Annotated in this window: 26 protein-coding genes; 13 read left to right on the top strand and 13 right to left on the bottom strand. The window is 62.8% G+C overall.

Going from position 1 to position 25,517, the window contains the following annotated elements; all coding sequences use genetic code 11:
* Window positions 1-24 precede the first annotated feature (24 nt).
* From BMX59_RS04795 to dksA, 3 genes are read right to left on the bottom strand one after another with little or no spacing between them, the layout of a single operon-like run.
* Entirely contained in the window at window positions 25-669 is a 645-nt protein-coding gene (locus BMX59_RS04795; RefSeq protein WP_093120262.1) for a DUF1826 domain-containing protein, read from the bottom strand.
* Window positions 669-1,877, bottom strand: a complete 1,209-nt coding sequence (gene zigA / locus BMX59_RS04790; protein WP_092241563.1) for a zinc metallochaperone GTPase ZigA — start codon at window positions 1,875-1,877, stop codon at window positions 669-671. Before zigA ends, BMX59_RS04795 begins: the two co-directional genes overlap by 1 nt.
* Before the next feature lie 27 nt (window positions 1,878-1,904).
* Window positions 1,905-2,309, bottom strand: a complete 405-nt coding sequence (gene dksA, locus BMX59_RS04785; protein WP_058424325.1) for an RNA polymerase-binding protein DksA — start codon at window positions 2,307-2,309, stop codon at window positions 1,905-1,907.
* A 127-nt stretch (window positions 2,310-2,436) separates the two neighbouring features.
* On the opposite strand from dksA, the gene BMX59_RS04780 reads away from it, so the two are divergent.
* The gene (locus tag BMX59_RS04780; protein WP_093120259.1) at window positions 2,437-2,805 is read left to right on the top strand and encodes a glutamine synthetase; all 369 of its coding nucleotides are present in this window, start codon (window positions 2,437-2,439) and stop codon (window positions 2,803-2,805) included.
* Here BMX59_RS04780 and BMX59_RS04775 read toward each other — a convergent pair.
* Window positions 2,802-4,004, bottom strand: a complete 1,203-nt coding sequence (locus BMX59_RS04775; protein WP_093120256.1) for an N-acetylmuramoyl-L-alanine amidase — start codon at window positions 4,002-4,004, stop codon at window positions 2,802-2,804. The two genes, BMX59_RS04780 and BMX59_RS04775, sit on opposite strands and share 4 nt — an antisense overlap.
* 127 nt (window positions 4,005-4,131) lie before the next feature.
* On the opposite strand from BMX59_RS04775, the gene folE2 reads away from it, so the two are divergent.
* Genes folE2 through BMX59_RS04740 form a run of 7 tightly spaced genes read left to right on the top strand, consistent with a single transcriptional unit; the run spans window position 4,132 to window position 9,757 of the window.
* Window positions 4,132-5,028, top strand: coding sequence for a GTP cyclohydrolase FolE2 (gene folE2, locus BMX59_RS04770; protein ID WP_093120253.1), 897 nt, complete (start codon window positions 4,132-4,134; stop codon window positions 5,026-5,028).
* Window positions 5,025-5,693, top strand: coding sequence for a metal ABC transporter ATP-binding protein (locus BMX59_RS04765; RefSeq protein ID WP_092241555.1), 669 nt, complete (start codon window positions 5,025-5,027; stop codon window positions 5,691-5,693). The genes folE2 and BMX59_RS04765 overlap by 4 nt, the downstream gene beginning before the upstream one ends.
* Window positions 5,693-6,559 (top strand): metal ABC transporter permease, encoded by an 867-nt coding sequence (locus BMX59_RS04760; RefSeq protein WP_071490858.1) that lies wholly within the window; start codon window positions 5,693-5,695, stop codon window positions 6,557-6,559. The genes BMX59_RS04765 and BMX59_RS04760 overlap by 1 nt, the downstream gene beginning before the upstream one ends.
* 11 nt (window positions 6,560-6,570) lie before the next feature.
* Complete coding sequence (locus tag BMX59_RS04755; protein WP_071490859.1) at window positions 6,571-7,449, top strand: metal ABC transporter substrate-binding protein; 879 nt, start codon at window positions 6,571-6,573, stop codon at window positions 7,447-7,449.
* Complete coding sequence (gene hisI / locus BMX59_RS04750; RefSeq protein ID WP_093120249.1) at window positions 7,446-7,859, top strand: phosphoribosyl-AMP cyclohydrolase; 414 nt, start codon at window positions 7,446-7,448, stop codon at window positions 7,857-7,859. The genes BMX59_RS04755 and hisI overlap by 4 nt, the downstream gene beginning before the upstream one ends.
* Window positions 7,856-8,416, top strand: a complete 561-nt coding sequence (locus tag BMX59_RS04745) for a gamma carbonic anhydrase family protein (protein ID WP_093120247.1) — start codon at window positions 7,856-7,858, stop codon at window positions 8,414-8,416. The genes hisI and BMX59_RS04745 overlap by 4 nt, the downstream gene beginning before the upstream one ends.
* A gap of 3 nt (window positions 8,417-8,419) precedes the next feature.
* Complete coding sequence (locus BMX59_RS04740; protein WP_093120245.1) at window positions 8,420-9,757, top strand: dihydroorotase; 1,338 nt, start codon at window positions 8,420-8,422, stop codon at window positions 9,755-9,757.
* Here the strand turns inward: BMX59_RS04740 and BMX59_RS04735 are convergent.
* On the bottom strand, window positions 9,754-10,275 hold the full coding sequence (locus BMX59_RS04735; protein ID WP_092241545.1) for a DUF3617 domain-containing protein: 522 nt from the start codon (window positions 10,273-10,275) through the stop codon (window positions 9,754-9,756). The two genes, BMX59_RS04740 and BMX59_RS04735, sit on opposite strands and share 4 nt — an antisense overlap.
* Before the next feature lie 131 nt (window positions 10,276-10,406).
* On the opposite strand from BMX59_RS04735, the gene cls reads away from it, so the two are divergent.
* Window positions 10,407-11,846, top strand: coding sequence for a cardiolipin synthase (cls, locus tag BMX59_RS04730; protein ID WP_092241543.1), 1,440 nt, complete (start codon window positions 10,407-10,409; stop codon window positions 11,844-11,846).
* A gap of 74 nt (window positions 11,847-11,920) precedes the next feature.
* Here the strand turns inward: cls and cfaB are convergent, their stop codons facing one another.
* The 8 genes from cfaB to hflK (BMX59_RS04690) form a co-directional block, all read right to left on the bottom strand.
* Window positions 11,921-13,105, bottom strand: coding sequence for a C17 cyclopropane fatty acid synthase CfaB (cfaB, locus tag BMX59_RS04725; protein ID WP_093120242.1), 1,185 nt, complete (start codon window positions 13,103-13,105; stop codon window positions 11,921-11,923).
* Window positions 13,106-13,192: 87 nt separating this feature from the next.
* Window positions 13,193-13,981, bottom strand: a complete 789-nt coding sequence (locus BMX59_RS04720; RefSeq protein WP_093120240.1) for an HvfC/BufC N-terminal domain-containing protein — start codon at window positions 13,979-13,981, stop codon at window positions 13,193-13,195.
* A complete protein-coding gene (locus BMX59_RS04715; protein WP_092241537.1) occupies window positions 13,972-14,817 on the bottom strand; it encodes an MNIO family bufferin maturase in 846 nt (281 codons plus the stop codon). Before BMX59_RS04715 ends, BMX59_RS04720 begins: the two co-directional genes overlap by 10 nt.
* 65 nt (window positions 14,818-14,882) lie before the next feature.
* Window positions 14,883-15,134, bottom strand: a complete 252-nt coding sequence (locus tag BMX59_RS04710; protein WP_071490868.1) for a BufA2 family periplasmic bufferin-type metallophore — start codon at window positions 15,132-15,134, stop codon at window positions 14,883-14,885.
* A gap of 118 nt (window positions 15,135-15,252) precedes the next feature.
* Window positions 15,253-17,139 (bottom strand): cation-translocating P-type ATPase, encoded by a 1,887-nt coding sequence (locus tag BMX59_RS04705; protein ID WP_093120238.1) that lies wholly within the window; start codon window positions 17,137-17,139, stop codon window positions 15,253-15,255.
* Window positions 17,136-18,170, bottom strand: a complete 1,035-nt coding sequence (gene hflK / locus BMX59_RS04700; protein WP_092241533.1) for a protease modulator HflK — start codon at window positions 18,168-18,170, stop codon at window positions 17,136-17,138. Before hflK (BMX59_RS04700) ends, BMX59_RS04705 begins: the two co-directional genes overlap by 4 nt.
* A complete protein-coding gene (gene hflC / locus BMX59_RS04695) occupies window positions 18,167-19,156 on the bottom strand; it encodes a protease modulator HflC (RefSeq protein ID WP_071490871.1) in 990 nt (329 codons plus the stop codon). The genes hflK (BMX59_RS04700) and hflC overlap by 4 nt, the downstream gene beginning before the upstream one ends.
* 12 nt (window positions 19,157-19,168) lie before the next feature.
* Entirely contained in the window at window positions 19,169-21,073 is a 1,905-nt protein-coding gene (gene hflK, locus BMX59_RS04690; protein ID WP_093120235.1) for a protease modulator HflK, read from the bottom strand.
* A gap of 320 nt (window positions 21,074-21,393) precedes the next feature.
* Between hflK (BMX59_RS04690) and BMX59_RS04685 the strand changes: the two genes are divergently transcribed.
* Genes BMX59_RS04685 through BMX59_RS04670 form a run of 4 tightly spaced genes read left to right on the top strand, consistent with a single transcriptional unit; the run spans window position 21,394 to window position 25,511 of the window.
* Window positions 21,394-22,017, top strand: a complete 624-nt coding sequence (locus BMX59_RS04685) for a CDP-alcohol phosphatidyltransferase family protein (RefSeq protein WP_071490873.1) — start codon at window positions 21,394-21,396, stop codon at window positions 22,015-22,017.
* Between the two features lie 11 nt (window positions 22,018-22,028).
* Entirely contained in the window at window positions 22,029-23,777 is a 1,749-nt protein-coding gene (locus BMX59_RS04680; RefSeq protein ID WP_093120233.1) for a bifunctional alpha/beta hydrolase/class I SAM-dependent methyltransferase, read from the top strand.
* A gap of 2 nt (window positions 23,778-23,779) precedes the next feature.
* A complete protein-coding gene (locus tag BMX59_RS04675; RefSeq protein WP_093120231.1) occupies window positions 23,780-25,078 on the top strand; it encodes a phosphatase PAP2/dual specificity phosphatase family protein in 1,299 nt (432 codons plus the stop codon).
* A complete protein-coding gene (locus tag BMX59_RS04670; protein WP_071490876.1) occupies window positions 25,068-25,511 on the top strand; it encodes a hypothetical protein in 444 nt (147 codons plus the stop codon). Before BMX59_RS04675 ends, BMX59_RS04670 begins: the two co-directional genes overlap by 11 nt.
* Window positions 25,512-25,517 lie beyond the last annotated feature (6 nt).

Genomic DNA, 25,517 nt, shown 5'->3' with positions numbered 1-25,517 from the left:
TGTAGAGCGTTTGATCCTACGCGGTTATGCGAGCCAATCCAGTGTCAGGATCAAGCGGCGCTCGTCGGCCCTCAGTGCGGGTGAACGGTGAATCAGGCCATGGCCTTCATTGCCATGCCATTTGGTGCCCTTGAGCAAGGCGACTTCGCCGCAGTGGATCTGCTCGATACGCTCGGTGGGTTCGGCATCCGGCTGGCTGAGCTTGCGACGGTCCATCACGCCTTCACGCAACCACTGGCTGCCGACTCCGGCATAGGTGGTGATCAGGCGCACCGGCACGTGGTCGACGTGAAAACGCGGGCACATGGCTTTATCCAACAGACGCAGGCGCACGCCGATACGCTTGGCACCAAGCAGACAGGCGAACGCGCTGATCAGCCACGACACATCGGCGATGAAGCCTTCGTAGCCCTCAAGATCACGACAACTCGACGCCAAACCCTGCAAGTTTGGCTCGGCGTCGTCGTTGTTGAGCTCGATGACCATGGAGTCGGCCAACGGCTCGTTGAGCGCCACCAGCAAGGCGCCGAACTCGGCGATGTGCAGCGGCAACTGGCGCTGCCACAGCGCCAGGTTGACGCCGTCTTCGAGGATATCGGACAGCGCCAGCGGGGTGTCACCGCAGGTCTGGCGAATCACGGGACGCAGGGGAATCACCGGGGCCAGCATCAGGCGGCTGCCTCCTCATACCAGGGGCCAAAAGGGTCGGCCAGCAGGCGCCAGCCTTCGACGCCCAGGGCCATTTCTTCATCGGTGAGCAAGCACGCATCCAACTCGGCGCGCATGCGGGTGAAGTCGATGTTCTGGCCGATAAACACCAGCTCCTGGCGGCAGTCGCCAGTGCTCAGTTGCCAGTTGCCCATGATCGCCGCGATGCTCTCTTCGTCCTGAGGCCATTGGCTTTTGGGCACAAAGCGCCACCAGCGGCCGGCAAACCCATGACGCATCAGGCCACCGGCCTGGGACCAACTGCCCGCATCCTGGTGTTTGCTGGCCAGCCAGAAAAAACCCTTGGAACGCAGCAGTTTGCCGTTGACCCACGGGCGGTCGATAAAGTCGAAAAAGCGCTGCGGATGAAACGGGCGGCGAGCTCGATAAGCGGTGGAGGCAATGCCGTACTCTTCGGTTTCCGGCACATGTTCACCGCGCAATTCCTGCAGCCAGCCCGGCGCCTGGGCGGCGCGCTCGAAGTCGAAACGGCCGGTGTTGAGGATCTTGTTCAGCGGCACCTCCCCCATGACCATCGGGATGATTTCCGCCTGGGCGTTGAGGCGTTCGAGGATTGCCATCAATTCTTCACGTTCGCGGCTGCTGATCAGGTCGATCTTGCTGATGAGGATCACGTCAGCGAATTCGATCTGCTCGATCAACAGGTCGGTGATGGAGCGCTCGTCTTCTTCACCGAGGGTTTCACCGCGCGAGGCCAGGCTTTCGGCGGCCTGGTAGTCGAGCAGGAAGTTCATGCCATCGACCACGGTGACCATGGTGTCCAGGCGGGCGATATCGGCCAGGCTTTGCTCGTTTTCATCACGAAAGGTGAAGGTCTCGGCCACCGGCAAGGGCTCGGAGATACCGGTGGATTCGATCAGCAGGTAATCGAAGCGACCTTCCTTGGCGAGTTTTCCGACTTCTTCCAGCAAGTCCTCGCGCAAGGTGCAGCAGATGCAGCCGTTGCTCATCTCCACCAGTTTTTCTTCGGCGCGGTTGAGGGTGACGTCGCGCTGGACTTCACTGCCATCGATATTGATTTCGCTCATATCGTTGACGATCACCGCCACCCGCAGATTTTCGCGGTTGCGCAGGACGTAGTTGAGCAGCGTGCTTTTACCGGCGCCGAGAAAGCCGGACAACACAGTAACGGGGAGGCGATTGGGCATCAGGTATTCCTCATCAGGGTTGGCCGGTCAAATCGCCCGTTTATGGCGTTCGCGCAGCTCTTCACGTTCTTTGGCTTCGATACACAGGGTGGCGGTAGGACGCAGCAACAAGCGCTGCAGGCCGATGGGCTCGCCGGTCTCGCGGCACCAGCCGTACTCGCCGCGTGCCAGCAATTCGAGGGCGTCGTCGATCTTGTCCAACAGCTTCTTTTCCCGCTCCAGCAGGCGCAGTTGCCATTGGCGCTGTTCTTCGGCGCTGCCCACATCGGCAGGGTCGCTGTTGGTTTCCTGCTCGCGCAGCAGCAGGAATTCGGCGTCGATACGCGCTTGCAGCTCATTGCGTTGCGCCAGCAGCAACTCACGGAAGAAGCCTTGCTGGGCTTCATTCATATAGTCGGCGGGCGGTTGGGCCAGCAGGTCTTGTTCGGTCATGGAGAACGGTTCACGGGTCAGGCTGTGCTTTAATGTTATAGTATAACAATACAAATAAGCCAATCCCCTCTTGCTCACCACGACGAAGGGCGCAATGCTTGAACACTTCCCTGCCACGAGAAACCTGATGAAATACCTGGTGTGCGCCCTGTTTTTGGCTGCGGCGGGACCTGCCTGCGCCCAGGCCCCCAACCTGTTGGCCCACTGCACGCGCAGCGCCAACCTGCTGGCTTGTGTCGACCCATTGGGCAATGCCTACAGCGTGGCGACGGTCGGCAGTACCACGTATCTGCGCGGATACGAGGTGATAGGCAAGCGCTACTGGGCACAGACCAACAGCCGCTACGGGCAGCTGACCTTTTTTACCGGGTTGGCGTCGGACGGTGAGGCGTGGGTCGGCTACACGCGGCGCGTGGGCTGGACCACCCTCAACCGGTTTTCCAGTTCGGGTGGTGCCAGCGCAAAATTCACCTGCAGCCGTATAACGGGTTGCTAGACCTGGGCGTTCTTCTGTTCCTGCACCCACGCCATGTAGCTGTTCATCGGTGGGTTCTTCTGGAAATACTTTTTCAAGCCTTCGAACAACCCATCGGCAACCGCTTGTTGATGCCGCGCGGTAACCAGCCGCGCACTGTCACGCGCATTGGAGATAAACCCGGTTTCCACCAGGATCGACGGCACGTCGGGTGACTTGAGCACCGCGAATCCCGCCTGTTCCACGCGTTTCTGATGCAGGCTGGTGATGCCTTCCAGGCTGCCCAGGATCGAGTGGCCCAGTTGCAGGCTGGAGGCGATGGTAGCGTTCATCGACATGTCCAGGATTACCCCGGCCAGCATCGGGTCCTTGTCCTTGAGATTGAGCAGGCTGGTGGCGCCGAGCAAGTCGGCACCGTTTTCCCGTTGCGCCATGAACCGCGCCGTGGCGGACGTCGCGCCGCCTTCGGACAGGGCATACACCGACGCGCCCGAGGCGGTGATGCGTGGTGCCGCGTCCGCATGCACGGAGATGAACATGTCGGCATTGTGCTTGTGGGCGATCTCCACCCGTTTGCGCAGCGGTACGAAGAAATCGTCGTTGCGCACCAACTTCACGTCAAAGCCTTTCTCGCGCTTCAAGCGTTTGGCCAACAGTTGCGCAATGGACAGCACCACGTCTTTTTCACGCTGGCCCTTGGAGCCGACTGCACCCGGGTCCTTGCCGCCGTGGCCGGGATCCACCACCACGATGATGTCGCGCTTGGGGTGGGCCTTGTCCACGCGCGGCGCAGGTTCAGCGGCCATCTGGCGAGGCACCTGGGTGGCGCTGGTCAGGTCCAGCACCAGGCGATGACCCTGGCCGTCCTGAGGCGGCAATAGAAAGCTGTTGAGCTGCATCGGTGCGACCAGGTCCAGCACGATGCGTGTATCGCCTTTACCAAAATGCCCCGAGCGAATCGAGGTGATGCCGCTGTTCTTCAACGCCAACTGAGAGAAATCACCGCTGAGCCCGGCCCCGCTCAGGTCAATGATCAGGCGCTCCGGCGCGCTCAGGGTGAAGGTCTTGTATTGCACCGGGCCGCTGAGGTCGAACACCAACCGCAGCTTGTCGTCCGAGCGCCACAGGCGAGCATTACGAATCTGTGTGGCATGGGCGGCAAACGGCAAAGTGAACAGCGGACTGGCCAGAAGCAGGTTAAGAAGCTGACGTCTGTGCATGAAAAGTTACCGCAAAAAGGAGCGTCCCTGCTCGACATGACTGAAAAAAGGCTGGCGCAGAAAAACCATCGTCGACACAATAGTTATACTATAACATGTCCTTTTATTTCCAATGATGGACCTGCTCATGAATGCGCTGACTCTGCCGGATATCGCCGCGCAGGCTTCACGCCAAGCCTTGCCACTCGACTGGGTAGGCATGTGCGGCATCGCCCTGCCGATCCTCATCGACGGCGAGCGTCTTGCTGCTACTGCCGATGCCGGCGTAAGCCTGGATGATGGCGCCGCCCGTGGCATTCATATGTCACGCCTGTACCTGGCGCTGGAGATGCTCGACCAGCAGCCGCTTACACCTGCACTTCTGCGTAATGTACTGCAGCGTTTTCTCGACAGTCATGAAGGTTTATCTAATAACGCCTACCTGCGTATCCATACCGATCTGCTGCTCAAGCGCTCGGCGCTGGTCAGCCCGTTGGCTGGCTGGAAAGGCTACCCGGTGAGCATCCAGGCCCGCCTGGAAAACCAGATGTTCCACGTGGAACTAAAAATTGACGTTACCTATTCCTCAACCTGCCCGTGCTCCGCCGCCCTCGCCAGGCAATTGATTCAGCAGCAATTTCTGCAAGACTTCGGCAACACCCCGCTGCAGCATGAAGACGTGTTGACCTGGCTCGGCAGCGCCAACGGCATCGTCGCCACACCTCACAGCCAGCGCAGCAGCGCGCAGTTGCTGATCGAGCTGGACGGCGACCAACCCAGCCTGCCCTTCACCGAACTGATCGATAACGTCGAAGCCGCCCTCGGCACCGCCGTACAAACCGCTGTAAAACGCGCGGACGAACAGGCCTTCGCCCTGGCCAACGGGCAGAACCTGATGTTCTGCGAAGACGCCGCCCGCCGCCTGAACCTCGCCTTGAAACGCTCGGATGCGGTCAACGCCTTCCACCTGAAAGTGATCCACGCCGAAAGTCTGCACGCGCACGATGCCGTGGCGGAAAGCCGCTGGACGAGAAACCCTGCATGATCACCTGCACCGCCTTACGCTGGGGCGCCCCAGGCCAACCGCTGACGCCCGCCCTCGACCTCACTCTGGAAAAAGGCAGCCTCACCGGCATCATCGGCGCCAATGGCACCGGCAAAAGCAGCCTGCTCAAGGTCATCGCCGGCCTGCAAAAGCCCTTAGCGGGCAAGGTCACGGTAGCCGTTCCACGCCGTGGCGGTCTGTCGTTTCTGCCGCAGCAACAGCACCTGGACCGCCAGTTCCCGATCAGCCTGCAAGAGCTGGTCGCCGCCGGCTTCTGGGGCACCCAGCTCTCCCCGCAACAACGCAGCCGGCGCCTTGAAGCCGTGCTGGAAGACTGGTGCCTCAGCGGCCTGGAACATCGCCCGCTGATGGCTCTCTCCGGCGGCGAACTGCAACGCGCCCTGCTCGCGCGCATGAGCCTGGCCGAAGCGCCGGTGCTGCTGCTCGATGAACCCCACGCCGCCCTCGATGAAGCAGGCCAGGCGCTGTGCTGGAAACACATCCACGCCTGGCACGATCAAGGCCGTACGCTGATCGTGGTCTGCCATGACCTTGCCTCCGTGCGCCATCACACCCAGCACGTGGTGCAGATCAAGAATACCGGCTGCCTGTTCGGCCCCAGCAAAGAGCTGATCCGCCCACAGCCCCAAATGCAGGTGGCCTGATGCACTTCGCCGCCCACCTGTGGATGCCCTTCCTCGACTTCGTGTTCATGCGTCGTGCGTTGATCGGCGGACTGGTACTTGCCTGCAGCACCGCGCCGCTGGGCGTGTTCCTGATCCTGCGACGCATGAGCCTGATCGGTGACGCCGTGGCCCACGGCATCCTGCCCGGCGCCGCACTCGGTTTCTGGTTTGCCGGCCTCAGCCTGCCGGCCCTGACCATCGGCGGCCTCGGCGCCGGCTTGAGCATGGCCGGCCTGTCCGCGTGGATCACCCGTCGCACCGGCCTGCGTGAAGACGCCAGCCTCGCCGCCATCTACCCCATCTCCCTCGCCGCCGGCGTGTTGATCCTCGGCATCGCCGGCAAGCGCCTGGACTTGCTGCACCTGCTGTTCGGCTCGGCCCTGGCGGTGGATGAAACCACCCTCACCGGCATGCTCTGGGTCTCCGGGTTCAGCCTGATCGCCATGGCGGTGATCTACAGACCGTTGCTGCTGGACACTCTCGATCCGCTGTTCCTGCAAACCGTCAGCCGCCTCGGCCCACTGGCCCACGGGTTGTTCCTGACCCTGGTGGTGCTGAACCTGGTGATCGGTTTCCAGGCCATCGGCGCCTTGATGGTGGTGGGCTTGATGATGTTGCCGGCCATCGCTTCACGTTTCTGGAGCCGGCGCCTGCCGGTGTTGATCGCGGTATCGGCGGTGCTGGGAAGCCTGTCGGTGTGGCTGGGTTTGTTGTTGTCGTTCTACTACTCGTTGCCCAGCGGCCCGGCCATCGTGCTGGTGGCGGGTGCCGGGTATCTGCTGTCCGTGGTCTTCGGTCCGGTGCACGGCTTGCTGCGCCGCCCGCCCTCCCTTACATCCCAATGAGGTGTTTCCCAATGCGCGCTTTACTCGTGCTGTTCAGTCTGCTGCTGCCGTTGTCGATGGCCCAGGCCGCCGACAAACTCCAGGTGGTGACCAGTTTCAGTATTCTCGATGACATCACCCACCAGATCGGTGGCGATCACATCCAGATCAGCAACATGGTCGGCCCTGACGCCGACGCCCATACCTACGAACCAACGCCGGACGACGCCAAGGCGCTGCTCAAGGCCAAGCTGATCATCAAGAACGGCCTGGGCTTCGAGCCGTGGCTGGACCGGCTGGTGGCCAGCACCGAAACCAAGGCGACCGTGGTCACCGCCAGCAAAGGCGTGATTTCCCACACCATGGAAGAGGACGGCGAAACGATCCCCGACCCCCACGCCTGGCACAACCTGGCCAACGCCGAAATCTACGTGAACAACATCACCAAGGCGCTGGTCGCCGCCGACCCGGCGAACAAGGCTGACTACCTGCGCAACAGCCAGGCCTACCTGAAAGAAATCTACCGCCTGCTGGCCGAAGCCAAGGCCAAGTTCGGTGCGCTGCCAGCAGGCAACCGCCGCATCGTCACCTCCCATGACGCCTTCGGCTACCTGGGCCAGGCCTACGGCATTGAGTTCCTTGCGCCCCAGGGGCTGTCCACCGAACGTGAACCGTCCGCCGCCGAGGTCGCCGCGCTGATCACCCAGATCCGCAAAGACAAAGTCAAAGCGGTGTTCATGGAAAACATCAAGGACTCGCGCCTGCTCAAGCAGATCGCAGACGAAAGTGGCGCGCAGATCGGCGGCACGCTCTACTCCGACGCCCTCGCCGCGCAAGGTCCGGCCAGCACCTTTACCGGGCTGTTCGAATACAACCTCAACACCTTGTGCGCGGCCCTGGGCAAGCCATGACCCTGAGCATGCTCGATCTGGAAGGGGCTGCCGTGGGCAGCCGCTTTCCACTCGGACAGGTGCTCGACGCCCTGCCCTGGAACAGCGACGGCCTGATCGCCGCCATCGCCCAGCAACACGGCAGCGGTGAAGTATTGATGCTGGCCTGGATGAACCGCCAGGCCCTAAACGAAACCCTGGCCACCGGGCAAGTCTGCTACTGGTCACGCTCGCGTCGGCAGCTATGGCGTAAAGGCGAAAGCTCCGGCCATTGGCAACAACTGGTCGAAGCGCGCCTGGATTGCGACGGCGACGCCGTGTTGCTGATCGTCGACCAGCAGGGCCCGGCCTGCCACACCGGTCGCCCTACCTGCTTCTACAACGCTATCGATGGCGACTACGTTCACATCCTCACGGAGCCCTCAGCATGATCCGCAAGAACCCATCCGGCGATCTTCCCGTCATTGCCGAATCAGCCTACGTCGACAAGACCGCAATCATCTGCGGCAAGGTCATCATCGGCGAGAACGTCTTCGTCGGCCCCTACGCGGTGATCCGCGCCGATGAAGTCGACGCCAGCGGGGGCATGGACCCGATCACCATCGGCGCCAACTCCAACATCCAGGACGGCGTGGTCATCCACTCCAAGTCCGGCGCGGCGGTGACCATCGGCGAGTTCACTTCCATCGCCCACCGCTCCATCGTCCACGGCCCCTGCAGCGTCGGCGACCGTGTGTTCATCGGCTTCAACAGTGTGCTGTTCAACTGCGCCGTGGGTGATGGCTGCGTGGTGCGTCACAACTCGGTGGTCGACGGTCGCGATTTGCCCGCCGCCTTCTACGTGCCCTCCACCACCCGCATCGGGCCCGCCACCGACCTGTCGCAATTCCCGCCGGTCAGCGTAAGCGCCTCGGAGTTTTCCGAAGACGTGGCGCGTACCAACGTCGATCTGGTGCGTGGCTACAAAGCCCTGCAAAACGAGTTCTGAGCCATGAGTCGCGTGCTGATTCGCAATGCCCGCCTGGTGAATGAAGGCCAGGAGTTCGACGCCGATGTACTGGTCGCCAATGGCCGTATCGAGAAGATCGCCGCCAGCCTTGACGGCTATAACGAGCCGGTGGAAATCGACGCCCAAGGCCAGTGGCTGCTGCCGGGCATGATCGATGACCAGGTGCACTTTCGCGAACCCGGCGCGCCGGACAAAGGCAGCTTCTACAGCGAATCCCGCGCCGCCGTGGCCGGCGGCATCACCAGCTTCATGGACATGCCCAACACCAACCCGGCCACCTTGAACCTGCAAGCGCTGGCCGACAAGAAACGCCGTGCCGCCCTGCACTCGGTGGCCAACTACGGCTTTCACTTTGGTGTCAGCAACGAAAATCTCGACACCGTCGCCGCCCTCGACCCGCGTGAAGTCGCCGGGGTGAAAGTATTCATGGGAGCGTCCACCGGCAATATGCTGGTGGATGACCCGCGGATCCTGGAGCGCCTGTTCGCCGAAGTGCCAACCATCCTGCTGGCCCATTGCGAACACACGCCGAGTATCCAGGCCAACGAACAACGTCTGCGCGAGCGCTTCGGCGACAATATTCCCGCCGTCGCGCATCCACTGATCCGCGATGCTGAGGCGTGCTATCGCTCCTCATCTTTTGCCGTGGAGTTGGCCAGGCGCCATGGCACGCGCCTGCATGTGCTGCACCTGACCAGCGCCCGCGAACTGGCGCTGTTCGACGACAAGCCCCTGGCCGAAAAACGCATCACCGCCGAAGTCTGCCTGCACCACCTGCTGTTCGACGACCGCGACTATCACCGCCTCGGCCACCAGATCAAATGCAATCCGGCGATCAAGAGTCGTGCCGACCGCGACGCCTTGCGCCAGGCCTTGCTGAGTGATCGATTGGACGTGATTGGCAGCGACCATGCGCCTCACACCTGGGGGCAAAAACAATTGGGTTACCGAGAGGCGCCGTCCGGACTGCCGCTGGTGCAACACGCGCTGCCGGCACTGTTGGAACTGGTGGCTGACGGGCATCTGCCGCTGACCACGCTGGTGGCGAAGACCAGTCATCGCGTGGCCGACCTGTTCGCCATCCCGGATCGGGGTTACCTACGCGAAGGCTATTGGGCCGACCTGGTGCTGATCAAACCCGAGCCCCACGGCAAGCCGGTGAGCAGCGAGCCGATCCTGGCCCGCTGCGGTTGGACCCCCTTCGCCGAGCGCAGCTTTCGTCATAGCGTCGGCACCACGCTGGTCTCCGGCCACTTGGCCTGGCACAACGGTCAGGTAGTCGACAGTTGCCAGGGCCTGCCATTGCATTTCCTGCGTTAAGCGCGAGGCTTGACCGTACCGCAATCGTTGCCCAGCCACTGGGCGTGACTGTCGAGGCTGCCCTTTTGCTGAATACCAGTGGCATTGAAGGTGCCGTTGATGGTGGTGGTGAATTCCTTCTGACTCTGGAAGGTCGCCACGCCCGTGCCCTGGGCTTTCGGGCAACTGAAGCGGAATTTCCACTGGTTGCCGGTCTTGTCCGTCACTTGCTGTTTGCAGCCCGATTGCGGGTCGGTCAACGGGATAGAATCAGAGGCGACCTGCGCCGGTGTCAGGCACACCTGCACGCCTTTGCCGGCCATGGTGATGCCTTGTTTTTCCAGCATGGCGCGCTGTTCGGGGGTCATTTGTTGCTTGAGTTGACCAAGGATCAGCGACAGGTCCGGCAGGTCCTGGTTATCGACTTTCATATTGCTGGTGGTCAATTCCCACAAGCCTGGCGCCAGCATCTGCGCCTGTGCGGCCACCGGCAGCGACAACCCCATAACCATGGCTAAAGACAGCAGACGTGCATTCATCGGGTAACTCCTGGTTGATGTTGGGCGTTAGACGCCGCCAGGGCGCCAGTGTTGCACGGCAAATAAAATAGCGACATTCGTAAGCAGACATGGTCTGTTAGGTACTTGGATTGCCTGGAGTACCGTCGTCCATGGATTTCTTTGGCCCGCACCTGCTCGCCTACTTCATCGCCACGCTGCACTTTCTCGGGACTCTCGCCGCGATCCACGCGGTGCTGACCGTCAGGACCGCCCAAGGCTCGATCGCCTGGGCCTTGTCGCTGATGTTCATGCCCTACCTCACGTTGATCCCCTACCTGATCTTCGGCCGCAGCACGTTCGACGCCTACATCCAGGCCCGCCGCCAGGCCAACCAGGAAATGCACACCGCGATCACCGCGCTGAACTGGCGCCCCTGGGTCGAGGAAGCCCTCGCGGCGCGCAACTCCAGCGCGTACACCTCTTTGCGCGCCATGCCCAAGCTGGGCCGCATGCCGTGCCTGGCCAACAATGAAGTGCGCTTGTTGATCAATGGCGAGGCCACGTTCAGCGCAATCTTCGAGGCCATTCGCAACGCCAGGACGGCGGTGCTGTTCCAGTTCTTCATCATTCATGACGACGAGCTTGGCCGCCAACTGCACGCGCTGTTGAAGGAAAAAGCGGCTGAAGGCATAGACATCCACGTGCTCTATGACCGCATCGGCAGCCACGCCCTGCCCCACCGATATGTGCAATCGCTGCGGGACGCCGGGGTGAAAGTCAAAGCGTTCGCCACCCGCGGCGGCTGGCTCAATCGCTTCCAGGTCAATTTCCGCAACCACCGCAAGATCGTGGTGGTGGACGGCATCACCGGGTTTGTCGGCGGGCATAACGTCGGCGATGAATACCTGGGCAAGAAACCACCGCTGGCGCCGTGGCGCGATACCCATGTGCAGGTGACCGGCCCGGTGGTGGCGTGTTTGCAAGAGTCGTTTGCCGAAGACTGGTTCTGGGCTGCACGCGAGCTGCCGCCGCTGATCCTGCCGGACGCCTACCCGGAAGACGGCGTGCTCTGCCAATTGCTCGCCAGCGGTCCCGCCGACCCGTATGAAACCTGCTCATTGTTTTTTGTCGAGGCCATTCATGCGGCGACCGAACGCGTATGGATCACCAGCCCTTACTTCATCCCCGACGAAGCGGTGTTCGCCGCCCTGCGCCTGGCAGTGCTGCGCGGGGTCGATGTACGCCTGTTGCTGCCCTCACGGCCCGACCATCGCATCGTCTACGCGGCATCAAGCCTTTACGCGATCGAAGCCGTGCGCGCCGGAGTACGGGTGTTCCGCTACACGCCGGGCTTCCTGCATCAGAAAGTCGTGCTGGTGGACAGCGAAATCAGCGCCATCGGCAGTGCGAACATGGACAACCGCTCGTTCCGGCTGAATTTCGAAGTGATGCTGCTGACAGTCGACGAAGCCTTCGCCCGGGAAGTGGAGCTGATGCTGCTGGACGACTTCGCCCTGGCCCATGAGGTCAGCCAGCAAGAAAACCGCGAGACGCGCCGCCTGCAACAACTGGGCATGCGGGTCGCGCGGCTTATTTCACCGATTCTTTAACACACTGCGTTGAACCCTGTGGGAGGGGCTTGCCCCCTCCCACACTTGGACCTTCATTTTTCGCAGAAACGGGGTTAGCGGTAGATATCTTCCCGCGTCCACGGCAGGTCATGGCTGCCATCGGCATGGGGTTTCACCGCCAGGATCTGGTGCAGGTTGATCCAGCCCCGGGCAAACGCATAGGCGCAACCGGCCAGGTACAGGCGCCAGATGCGTAGCGCCTGCTCCGGCACCATCTTCGCCGCCGCCTCCAGGTTGTCTTCCAGGCGCTCGCTCCAATGGTCCAGGGTACGCGCGTAGTGCAGGCGCAGGCTTTCGACGTCGACCACTTCCAGCCCGACTTCACTGATCTCGGCGGTCATCATTGCCAGGTGCGGCAGTTCACCGTTGGGGAACACATAACGCTCGATGAACTCCCCGGCGCCACGACCGACCGGGCGGCCATCGGTGTGCTTGGCGGTAATGCCGTGGTTCATCACCAGGCCGCCTTCGCGCACGGCGCCGAACAGGGTCTGGCAGTACTGCGCCAGGTTGGCGTGGCCGACGTGTTCGAACATGCCCACGCTCACCACTTTGTCGAAACGGCCGTCTTGCGGCAGGTCGCGGTAGTCGAGCAATTGCAGGTCCACCTGGTCTTCGAGGCCCTCGGCCTTCACCCGTTCCCGGGCCAGGGCCAACTGCTCCTTGCTCAGGGTGATACCAAACACCTTGACCCCGAACTCCCGCGCAGCAAACCGCGCCAACCCACCCCAACCGCAACCTACGTCGAGCAAATACTCGCCCGGCTGCAGCCGCAGCTTGCGGCACAGATGGCGGAATTTGTCTTGTTGCGCCTGGTCGATGGATTCGCTGCCGGTTTCGAAATAACCGCAGGAGTACGCCATGTCCTGGTCCAGCCACAGCTGGTAGAACTCGTTGGACAGGTCGTAATGGTAGGAAATAGCCGCTGCGTCAGTGGCCTTGTCGTGGATCGAGCGCACCGGACGACTCCCCTCGTCGTCTTCGATCAGGGCGTGACTCAATTCGTCACACACCCGGATGACCTCGGAGATGGAGCCTTCCAGCTCCAATTTACCCTCGACGAAGGCTTCGCCCAATGAATCGAGCGTGGGATGGGTCAGTTTCTTAACAACCGTGGGGTCCTTCACCACGATGGTCACACTGGGCTCGGGGCCCAAGTTGAATTCATGGCCATCCCAGAGTCGAAGACGCAGCGGTAGCTGAAGATTCTGTAAGGCCGGTGGAAGTTGCGCGAGCATGAGTAGTCCCCCCTTGTTTCAGACGTCTGCTGTGAGGGTAGACCATCCGAAGACAAAGTAGGAGGCTATCGATTTGATAGCGGTCCTCTATGGGGCTCGGCGCTCGAGCAAACCATCCTGGACCCACTGTTTCAGCCACGTCACGGCTTGCAGTGGAGCACCCTCTGCATAAGTGACTGCCAGTTCCGCGCACAGTTCTGAAAAACGCCAGCCGGTGGTCACCATGCCTGCCAGGGCGCAGATTTCTGCAGGTTCCAGGCTGCGGTAGTGGCACACATTCTGGTGCCGCCATACCAGACAGATCTGCACCGGATCCAGGGTCTGGCTATGGGGGAAGTCTGACTCATCCTTGCTGGCTCGCCAGATCGCCACGGTATTGAAGCGGCAGAAGACCTGTTGCACGGAGGGCGCCAGCGTCACCTGCAGGCCCGGCCAGTCTTCAGGGGCCAGGCTTGCCATGTCGTGAAGGGTCAGCGGTTCGCCCTGCGGCGCGTCGAATGCCAGGGTAAACGCCCACTCCAACCGCGCCAGCTCCGCCAGCGGCACACCTTGCTCCGCCACCAGATACTCAAGGATAAACGTCGGGAAACGCTCGCCCAGCCAGCGCAGGCTGTAATGGGCCGAGGGGTAGCGCCGCACATAGGCTTCGGTCAGCGCGGCAAACTCGTCATCCCCCAGCCAATAGAGAATGGCGCTGAAGTCATGCCGCAAGACGTCCTGCAACCGCGAGATATAGGCGTTGTGATAAATCGCCAGGCCCGTGTCCACATCCAGCGTCGGCCCGCCCAGCAGGGTCGCGGCGAAGCCACTGTTGGCGACAGGTGTTTCGGATAAAAGGTGCTGTTCGAAGGCCAGCTGCCAATCGGTCAGGCGCATAACGATCTCCTGGCCAACGCCATGGCGCCCAGTTCACGGGCTTTGCTGAGCTCGGTAAGCAACTCTTCGAAGGGTGGGAAATGGTCGTCCCGCTCCAGTAGGGTCGACACCGGCCCCAGGTGCTCCAGCGTCTGTTGATAGAGGTCCCACACCGGGTCACACACCGGATGGTCATGGGTATCGACCACGTAGTCGCCGTAGTCCATGTGCCCGGCCAGGTGCAGCTGGCGGATGCTCTGCGGCGGCAGGTTGCGGATAAACGTCCAGGCATCGAAGCCATGATTGCGCGAGCTGACGTACACATTGTTGACGTCCAGCAACAACTGGCACCCCGACAGGTGGGCCAGGGCGTTGAGGAATTCCCACTCGGTGAACTCATCGGCCTTGGAACGCACGTAACTGGAGACGTTTTCCAGCACCAGCGGGCGTTCCAATGTGTCCTGCACTTGGCGCACGCGGGCGGCTACGTGATAGAGGCTTTCTTCGGTGTAAGGCAACGGCAGCAGGTCGTGCAACTGGTGGGCGCTGCCGCGGCTCCAGCACAGATGATCGGACACCCACGCCGGCTGGATACGCTCGGCGAGCTGTCTGATCTGCTTAAGATAGTCGGTGTCGAGGGCATGGGGCCCGCCGATGGACAGGGACACGCCATGCATCACCAGCGGATAACGCTCGGCTATCGCGTCCAGGTAGTACAAGGCTTTACCGCCCTGGACCAGGTAATTCTCGGAGATCACTTCGAACCAATCCACAGCCGGCGATTGTTCAAGGATCTGTTCGTAGTATTCGTTGCGTAAACCCAGGCCGTAACCCAGGAAGGGAAGAGACATGGCCATTGCGGACTCCTGGAAAAGTGTCCGCAGCGGCTTGAAGGCTCGCTGCGGTTGCACTCGGCTTGCGATTACTCGCCGACCTTGCCGCCGGCGGCGTCGCAGGCGGCCTTGGTCATGGCCTTGAAACCGTGACCTTTGCAGACAGCCTGGCCTTTACAAGCGTTTTCAGCGGTCTTGCAATCGTTCATGCCTTTGCAGGAGGTGACGCCGTAGCAATGAACAGTAGCGTCGGCGGCCTGTGCCTGGGTAGCGACACCGGCGAACATGGTGGCGGCAGCGATAGCCAGGGCAGCACCGGAAACGGCATTTTTGATGTTCATTTTTTGTATTCCTCAACGATCAGTAGGGGTGTCGGGCTGAACGGATTGTTCAGTCTCGACACACCACTAGAGTGAGGCCCCTCATCCGCGTTACAGGGGTGCGCAAAAATTTCTGAAATTATTCTTCAAGCTTCAAAAGGGGCTCTTGGAAGCGCAGCAAGCGCCCGGCATTACCCAGGACCAGCAAGGTGCTGAGGTTATGCAACACCGCAGCAATCATCGCCCCGGCAGCGCCCAACCAGCCAAACGCGGCGAATATAACGATCGCCAAGGTCCAGCCCAGACCGATGATCACGTTGACCTGCAACGTCTGCCGGCACTGGCGGCTCAAGCGCACGCACGTCCCCAGGCGCCGCAGGTCGCTGCCGATCAACACCACATCCGCCGATGCCAGGGCAATATCCGCCCCGCCCGCGCCCATGGCCACGCCGACCACACCGGCCTTGAGCGCCAGCGAATCATTGATGCCATCCCCCACGACCATCGGCCGGAAACCGCTGCCGATTTCACCCAGCACGCGGTTGAGCTTGTCTTCCGGCAGGGCCTGGGCTTGGACGTCACTGATGCCCACATCCAGCGCCAGGCTGTCGGCGACGCTCTGGCGGTCGCCGGTGAGCAACAGTTGACGACCGAGGCCAAGGTCGCGCAGCTCTTGCAGGGCCTGGCGGGCCTCCGGCTTGACGCTATCGGCCAGCAACAGCCAGGCCAGAAACTGACCGTCCAACGCCAGCCCGGCGATGGGCCCATCGTGGTTCGGCACCGGCGTGGTCGCAATGCCCAACTGCTCGAACAATTCCGGGCGGCCCAGAGCCGCTTCGCCCTGATCGGTCTGCGCCACCACGCCGAGGCCCTGGCGTTCGCGGATATCCGTCAGCGCCAGCCTGTGTTCCTGCGTCGCCAACCCCGCCAACGCCCGGCTGACCGGGTGGCTGCTGGCCGAACCCAGGCTCGCCGCCAGGTTCAACAACACCTGCCGGTCCGGCGCCGTGGTGTCGATGGCGTGCAGACGCAGAGCGCCATAGGTCAGGGTGCCGGTCTTGTCGACCACCAGGGAGGTCAGGTCCGCCAGTTCTTCGAGGAACGCCGAGCTGCGAATCAGAATCCCATGCCGTGCCGCCACGGCGATCCCGGCAATCGCCGTGGCCGGCGCCGACAGCACCAACGCACACGGACACGCCGCCACCAGCACGGCAAGCATCGCCTGGGCATCATTGGTCACAAACCAGGTCACCGCCGCCAGCAGCAGCACCAGCACCATATAGCTGCCGGCGTACCGCTCCAGCAACCGCGTGATCGGCGGCTTGGAACGCTCAGCGTTCTGCATCAGTGCGATGACTTTGCCCAGGGTGGACTCGTTACCGGTGCGGGTCACTTGCAGGCGCAGCAACCCATCGAGGTTGATCGCCCCACCAAACACCTGCACACCCACGCTGGCTTCCAACGGCACCGACTCACCGGTAATCGGCGCCGTGTCCAGGCTCGCCTGGCCTGACAGCACCACGCCATCCGCCGGCACCCGGTCGCCGGCACGCACCTCGACGATGTCACCGGTATTCAGCGTGCCATTGTCTACTTCCCGGATGCTGCCATCGGCCTGCACCAAACGCGCATGGCTGCGGGTCAGCTTGCCCAGGGCATGGATCGCCTCCTGGGAGCCGATCACGCTGCGCTCTTCCAGCACATGACCAAAAATCATGATGATCGGCAGCAACGCGGCGGTCAGCAGGTCACCCGTGGCCCAGGCGCCGAGCATGGCCAGGGCGATCAGTTGGTCGGTGATGCCATGCAGGCTGGGGAATCGCAGGCTGTACCACGCCGAACGCATCACCGGCACTGCCACCAACAGCGATGCGACACCCAGCAGCAACTGGCTCACACCGCTCTGGTCCGGCGCCAGCCAGCGCCACACCAGGCCCAGCACCAGCAACCCCAGGGCCAACATAGCCAGGGTCAATTGCCGGGCAGCGCTGCGCTGTTCTGCAGAGGTCAGCATGGGTGCGCTCATTGTTCGGCTCCCTGGATGATCAAGCGAGCGTCGTCTTTCGGATCGACCGTGGTCACGGAACCAGCCTGGCCGAGAATCTTCGGCAGGCGCTCGCGGTACAGGCGCAGCAGCAAGCCCGGGTCTTTCACCTGGGCCAGGCTGGCGACGGTGGCGGTCTGCGCCTGGGCATTGGCCAGGCGTTCACTGGCCTGGGCATGGGCGACTTGCACCAGGCGGTCGGCCTGCTGGGTCGCGGTCTGGGTGAGTTTCTCGGCGTCGGTGCGCGCATTGGCCACCGCCTTGTCGGCCTGCTGGCTGGCGGTGAGTACCGCATTGAAGGCATTCACCGCCGGGCCCGGCAGGCTCGACTGCACGTCGACGCGAGTCACTTCGATGCCCAACCCCAAGCCTGTGGACGCTAGCTCCACGAGGCGCTTGTTGATGCCTTGCACCAGGTCGCCGCGCAGCCGTTCGCGACGTTCGGCGGCGCCGTTGTCGGTGCCGATCAGTTCGGGGCGAGCCACCAGGATCGTGTCCAGGTCACGTGCGGCGGCCAGGGCCACGGCGCTGCGGGTCACCAGTCGATCCAGGGCGGGCAGCACATGCTCACCCTGCAACACAAAGGCGTAAGGCTCGGTGACTTTGTAGAACACCCGCACATCCAGTTGCACCACGCCGGCATCGCCGGTCAGCAGGTACCCGGAGCCGGCCAGTGCATCACTCAGCGGCGTGGCGAAACTGGCTACGCGGTCGGCCTGGGTCGCCGCATCGGAGCGCAACAGGTTCTCCACCCGACGCTCGATCACCCGGTCAGCCGCCGGCAACAGCACCACCTGCTCGAACGGCTGCGGCCACGCCAGCAACAGCCCGGCATTCTGGATGCGGTCGAGGGCGCCGAAGTGCAGCACCACGGCACGGTTCTGCGGGTCGATCTGGCGCACATTGGAAAACGCCCAGGCCAGTGCCGCCAGCACCGTCACTGCGTACAGCGCCAGGAACGTCAGGCGCCCGGCCTGGATCCATGGGCTGTCCGGGCTCTCACGCTCGGTCATGGCTGGATGTCCTTCGGCCCGTCTACCAAGGCACGGAACGGCGCAGCGTCGGTGCGCAGGATGATCTTGGTGCCCGGCGTGACCACGGTGCCCAGGGTATCCAGCGAGCGCAGCAGGTTATACAGCTGTGGATTGCCGGCGTAGGCACGGCCGTAGATCTGCGCGGCTTCGACCCGGGATTGCGCTTCGATATCGGCGGCTTTCACCGTGGCATCGGCCTGCATGATGCGCGCATCACGCTCGGCGGCAGAGCGGATCTGCGCCGCCTCGCGCTTGCCCACGGCGGTGCGTTCGGTGGCGATGGTTTCACGCTCGGCACGCATGCGGTCGACGGTGGCCGTCAGGGTGACCGACGGCAGCGTCAGCCGTTCGATACCGACCTGTACCACACGCACCCCGTAAGTATTGAGCAATTGTTGATCAATCTGCTGGCGCAGTTGTGCTTCGAAATCAGCGATGCGCACCTGGCTGGCGTCGGTGTTGATCAGGCTCGACAGGTCGAAGCTGGCCGCCGTGGTTTCCAGCGCCGAGCCGACGAAGGTGCGGATCTGCCGCGCCGCTTCATCCGGCTGGTTCTGCACCGCACGCATGAAGCGCTGCACATTGTCCGCATCGCCCTGTACCTGCCACGCCACGTAGGCCTGCACGATGATGCGCAGGCCATCGCGGGTGCCCACATCCTGCAGACCGCTGGAGGTGGTGCGCAGGCGCAAATCCACCGGGATCGCCGCTTCGAACGGTGCCGGCCAACGCCAGCCCAGGCCGGGCTCCAGCAGCACCCGCGCCGGGTTGCCGAACCGGGTAATCACCGTGGCCTCGCCGGACCGCACCTGCACCAGGCTGGCGGCTGCAACTGCAAACAGCACCAGCAACGCCGCCCAGGCCATGCGCCGCCAGGGGAATGGGCCGGCAGCGTGCTCGTCACCGTGATGATGATGGTGGTGATGGCCATGATGATGACCGTGATCGTGGGAATGAGCGCTCAACGGACCGACTCCTTATTGAACGGCTTTACGCGGCAGCGAAGGATCGGCCGGCAAGGTAAAAGAACGCAGATCGATCGTCGGCGCGCCATCGGCGCCCAGGCGGTGATCCAGGATAAGCAGCTTGGCGTGGGCCAGGCCCTGGCTGAGTAGACCGAGGTACTGTTCCAGCACGAACGCCTGCCCGGCGGTGGCATAGGCCTTTTGTTCAGCGGCAAAACGCAGGTCGGCCGCCTGGGCGCCAGCGTTCACTTCACGGGCGCTGGCCGTGGCCTGGTCGCGGGCGGTACTGGCTTGCAACAAGGCCTGGTTGGTTTGCTCGCTGGCCGCGCCGCGCTCGCGGGAGATCAGCGCCTGGGCGCCGATCTGCGCGGCTTGCACGCCGTGGTAGGCGTTGGCGGCACCGGCCGGCGGGTGGATCGCCTCGACCACCGTGGCGAGGATTTCCACGCCACTGTCGAGTTTTTGCAGATCGGCCTGTACGGCGCGGCCGATTTCGTCGGCCAGGCTGGTGCGTTGTTCGCCGAGCAATTCGTCGAGGGTGCGCGAGGCAAAGTCATGTACGAGGATGCGGCTGGCGGTGCTGCGGATCAGGGTCGGCACGTCCGCGCTGTTATAAGTGGCGGCGAGCGCGGCCTGGTCGCTGAGGCCGATGCGGTAGACGAAACGCACGTCCATGTTGACGATCTGGAAGCCCTGCTTGTCGCCGCTGCTGCTGGCGATCACCTGGGACTTATCGTTCACATGGCTGGCGTCCCACAAGCGGTTGGCGATCAGCGGCGCCGGGCCTTCGGCGGGCGTCAACGCCGGCGCGGCGGCGTCGCTGACACTGGTGGCCAGCTCGTGCACCACGCCGTTTTCGACGCTGATCACGCGGCCCAACGGCCAGGGCAGGCCGGCATGCAAACCGGGGCCGAATACCTGGATGGGTTTACCGAAGCGTTCATAAATCCCACGGCCTTGCAGCGGCACTTCATGCACGCCGGTCAGTGCCCAACCTACTGCCAGCACCACCAGCAGCACCGGCAGGAACGCCCGGCGCATGTAGGTAAACGCCCAGATCTGGCGCAGGTCGATGCCGAAGCGGTTATGCAATTCGTGCTGCAAGGCGAGCAAGGGTTGAGGCGGCCAGCGCAGCAGCCCGGCGATAAAACTGTGCGCCATCAGGCGGGGCTCAAGGCGGGGCTGGCGTGGGCTGAACAGCGACAACACGGCCCTCAGTACAAACTCCAGCGAGACCAGCGCGGGCAGCAGGCCGATCAACACCGCCAGGCGCAATGGCCAGATGGACTCGGCACCAGCGAACAACAGGCAAATCGCGCTGACTACCAGGCACACAATCGCCACCCGACTCAACTGCGCGAGCTGCCCGGCTTCCGGCCATTGCGCGACGGTTTCCTGGGCCAGGCGACGTTCAAATACCAGCAAGCCAAACGCCAGGGCCAACGCCAGCGCGGCGCCGATGCTGGCCGACTGGCCGACCGGTGCAGCGGGCAACCCCAGGTTCCAGAACTCGACAATGCTGATCAACGCCAGCAACGCCCAGCCGCCAAGCCACAACACGGGCGTGCCGATCTGCGTGCCAAAACGCTGCATCAGCCGTGCATAGCGGCCGGGATCTTCAAGCGGCACTTCAGCCGCGGGTTGCTCCATCGCCTGGGCGCGCCAGTCCGCCACCCACCACGCCGATTGCAATCCGGCCACCAGCAGCAGCAACGCCGACGCACAGTTGATCAACACAACCGGCCAGATCGACAGCGGCGCAAACAGCGCGACAAACAGCGCCAGCACCCAACCGGCAACGGCCAGCACCGTCAGGCTGATACCAGCCTGGCGCAATCGACGGGCATGAAACGACCCTTGTTGAAAACGCGGAAGGCCTTCCACCGAAGCGCCGTCAGCTTCCAGATCCACTTGCATCCACTCAACGCTCACGTGTACATAATTCGTTACGATATAACACGGAGCGTGAAATTTTTGTTCGAAAAACATTGCTTTAAGCGGTACACCGTTCCCGTGTGGGAGGGGGCTTGTCCCCGACAGCGGTGTGTCATCCAACACCGGTATCAACTGGCCCACCGCCATCGGGGGCAAGCCCCCTCCCACATTTGATCTACCGCATCGTCAAGATCGTGATTAACCCCCCATAAACGCGAGCCATCACTAGTGCCGGCAACGAATTATCGTCACACTCCAGAACAGTTTTTCGCGGGCTCACAGACAAGGAAGCGTCACCCCCCATGATTTCGATCTATCAGCTCAAGCCGCGTTTTCAAAACCTGCTGCGTCCACTGGTGCAGCGCCTCTACGACAACGGCACCACCGCCAATCAGATCACCGTTTTGGCCGGCGTGATTTCGCTGCTGGTCGGCCTGCTGATCGCCAGCTTCGCCACCCACCTGTGGCTGTTCGCGCTGATCCCGCTGTGGATGATCCTGCGCATGGCGCTCAACGCCATCGACGGCATGCTCGCCAGGGAATTCGGCCAGCAATCGCGCCTGGGCGCCTACCTGAATGAGCTGTGCGACGTAATCGCCGACAGCGCGCTGATCCTGCCATTCGCACTGATCCCAGGTGTGAGCCTGGTGCCGGTGCTGCTGGTGGCGCTGCTGGCGGTGTTCAGCGAGTACGCCGGTGTGCTCGGTCCGATGGTCGGTGCTTCGCGCCGCTATGACGGGCCGATGGGCAAGAGTGATCGTGCCTTTGTGCTCGGCGTACTGGCCACCGGCGTGGCGCTGGGCTGGCTGGGCGTCGGCTGGGTCGACGCGGTGATGTGGCTGGTGGCCGCCCTGCTCGCCTACACCCTGGTCAACCGGGTGCGCCAGGGCCTTAAAGAACAACAAGAAACCTCACCGATTGCATAAGGATTTTTGCGATGCGCGAACAGCAAGAGCACACCTTCAGTACCCATGATGGCGTCGAGCTTTTTTATCGCCACTGGCCGGCCACGGAAACCACCGGTCAGCGCCAGGCCATCGTGCTGTTCCATCGCGGCCACGAGCATTCCGGGCGTATCGCCCACCTGGTGGATGAGCTGAACCTGCCGCAATTCGACTTCTTCGCCTGGGACGCCCGCGGCCACGGCCAATCCCCCGGCGAGCGCGGCGACAGCCCCAGCTTCGCCACCAGCGCCCGCGATGTGCAGACCTTCTGCGACCACATCGGCGCCACTTACGCCATCGAGGAAGAAAATTTTGCCGTCGTCGCGCAAAGCGTCGGCGCGGTGATTGCCGCGACCTGGGTGCATGATTACGCACCGAAAATCCGCGCGCTGGTGCTTGCCTCCCCGGCGTTCAAGGTCAAGCTCTACGTGCCCTTCGCCCGGCCGGGCCTGGCGTTGATGCGCAAGTTTCGCGGCAACTTTTTCGTCAACAGCTACGTAAAGGCCAGGTTCCTCAGCCATGACCCGGAACGCGTGGCGTCCTACGACAGCGACCCACTGATCACCAAGGCCATTTCGGTCAATGTGCTGCTGGGCCTGTACGAAGCCGCCGACCGGGTCGTAGCCGATGCCCAGGCGATCCAGGTGCCGACCCAGTTGCTGGTCTCCGGCTCCGACTTTGTGGTGCACCGCAAGCCCCAGCAACAGTTCTTCGACCGCCTGGGCAGCCTGAAAAAAGAGCTGCACGTTCTCCCCGGTTTCTTCCACGACACCCTCGGCGAACGTGATCGCGCCACCGCTGTGAGCAGCGCCCGGCGCTTCATCCTGCAGAACTTCGAACACCCGCTGGATCGCGCTTCGCTGCTGGACGCCGACAAACTCGGCGCCACCTGCGCCGAATCCGAAGCCCTGGCCGCACCGCTGCCGCGCAACTCCCTGCGCGACCTGTACTGGCGCATGACCCGCGCCAGCATGGGCCTGGGCAAGAACCTGTCGGACGGGGTGAAACTGGGCTTCGATACCGGTTTCGACTCCGGCAGCACTCTGGACTACGTGTACCGCAACACGCCTACCGGCAAAGGCGGGCTGGGGCGGATGATCGACACCAATTACCTCAACTCCATCGGCTGGCGTGGTATTCGCCAGCGCAAGCTGAATGTGGAGGAACTGCTGCGCCTGGCCATGGCCAAGTTGCGCGGTGAAGATCGTGAAGTGCGCATCGTGGATATCGCCGCCGGCCACGGTCGCTACATCCTGGAAGCCTTGCAGGGCGTGTCGCCGCTGCCGGAATCGATCCTGCTGCGCGACTACAGCGACATCAACGTGCGCGACGGTGGCGCGTTGATTCGCGAGAAGGGTTTGGGGGATATCGCGCAGTTCGTCAAAGGTGATGCGTTTGATCGCCTGGACCTGGCGGCACTCGACCCCAAGCCGACCCTGGCGGTGGTGTCCGGGCTGTATGAGTTGTTTGCCGATAACGGCATGGTCGGCGGTTCGCTGGCCGGGCTGGCCGAAGCAGTCGAGCCCGGCGGTTACCTGGTCTACACCGGCCAACCCTGGCACCCACAGTTGGAATTGATCGCCCGTGCCCTGACCAGCCACCGCCAGGGCCAGGCCTGGGTGATGCGCCGGCGCAGCCAGGCGGAAATGGATCAACTGGTGGAGGCGGCCGGTTTCCGCAAAATCACCCAGCGTGTGGATGAGTGGGGCATTTTCACCGTGTCCCTGGCACAGAAGATCTGAACATGCGCGAACCCGGTTTATTGAAACCCGCGGTGCTGTGGCTGCTGCTATTGGCGCCGCTGTTCTTCAGCACCTACGGCTTTGCCACCTGGGTCACCAGCCAGCGCAGCGACGTCGGCACGCTGGTGTTCGGCTGGGAAACCCATATGCCGTTCTGGGCATGGACGATCGTGCCTTACTGGTCCATCGACCTGCTATATGGGTTTTCGTTGTTGTTGCCCAACACCCGGCATGAGCTGAAGCAACATGCACTGCGCTTGCTGAGTGCCCAGGTGATTGCCGTGAGCTGCTTCCTGCTCTGGCCGTTGCGCTTTACCTTCGAACGGCCGGAACTGGATGGTGTGTTTGGCTGGCTGTTTGCGGTGTTGGCCGGGTTCGACAAACCGTTCAATCAGGCGCCCTCGCTGCACATCGCGCTGCTGGTGATCCTGTGGGTCATGTACCAGCGCCACACCCAAGGCGTATGGCGTTGGCTGGTACATGGCTGGTTCGCGTTGATCGGTATTTCGGTGCTGACCACTTATCAACACCACTTTATCGACTTACCCACAGGCGCCCTCGCCGGGTGGATTTGTGTGTGGCTGTGGCCGGTGGAACATCCGAGCCCGTTGTTGAGTGCACGGCTGACGCGAGATCCCAAGCGCTGGCGGTTGGGCGTGCGCTATGGGCTTGGCGCGGTACTGTTGGCGATTCCAGCGTTTGTACTGGGCGGTTGGTGGCTGTGGCTACTGTGGCCGGCGGTTTCCCTCGCCTTGATCAAGGCCAATTACTTGGTGCTGGGGGCTTCGGGCTTCCAGAAACGCACTGACGGCCAACAGACGCCCGCTGCACGCTGGCTATATGCACCCTATCTGGCCGCCGCCTGGATCAACTCGCGCCTGTGGACACGCAAACATCCACAGCCCGACCTGATTGTGGATAACGTCTGGCTCGGGCGTATTCCTGCCACAAGCGAGCAAGTGCCCTTCAAGGCCATCGTCGACCTGTGTGCCGAATTACCGATTAATCCACAGGGGCGGGCCTATCAATCCATCCCGGTACTCGACCTGATCGCGCCCACGCCTGCCGAATGCCTGCAAGCCGCCCAAGCCATCGAACGTCTGCGCGCCAGCGGCCCCTTGCTGGTGTGCTGCGCCCTCGGCTACTCGCGCAGCGCTACCGCCGTCGCCGCCTGGTTGCTGCACACCCGGCGCGCCGCGACGGTAGAGCAAGCGCTGTCTATCATTCGTACAGCACGGACCGATGTGGTCCTGCGCCCCGCACACCGAGAAGCGTTGGAGGGATTGCCCCATGCCCGCTGATATGGAACTGCAGGTGGTCGCCAGCCTGCTGCGTCGTGGCCGTTCGCTGGATCAGTTATCCACAGGCCTGACGCTGGCCGGTGTGCTGTTCGGCATGGCGCAGTTGTTGATGGCGAGTATTTCGATCATCTGCCTGCTGCTCAGCCTGTGGATGATTATCCTCGGGCTGCTGCAAAAGTACTGGGCGCTGCGCGTGGCGTTCGACGCCGACCTGTTCGCCCTGCTGGCTCGCGACATCGAGCGCACGCCGGACCTCGACCAGGCCCTGGTGACGCTCGGCCTGCAATCGGCCAAGCGCATTGGCCGGCCCTGGGCTGAACGCCGTCGCGGCGCGCTCAAACTGTTGCGCAAACAAGCCTGGCTGCTCGGCGCGCAAGCGCTGCTGACCCTGGGCGTGATCCTCGCCAGCCCTTGGCTGCCTTTCGCCGGATAAGGAATC

Origin of the sequence: Pseudomonas sp. NFR09 (assembly GCF_900111535.1) — a bacterium.
GTDB classification, from domain to species: Bacteria; Pseudomonadota; Gammaproteobacteria; order Pseudomonadales; family Pseudomonadaceae; genus Aquipseudomonas; species Aquipseudomonas extremorientalis.
The sequence above is the reverse complement of the archived record's forward strand: the minus strand, read 5'-3'. Positions and strand labels throughout refer to the sequence as shown.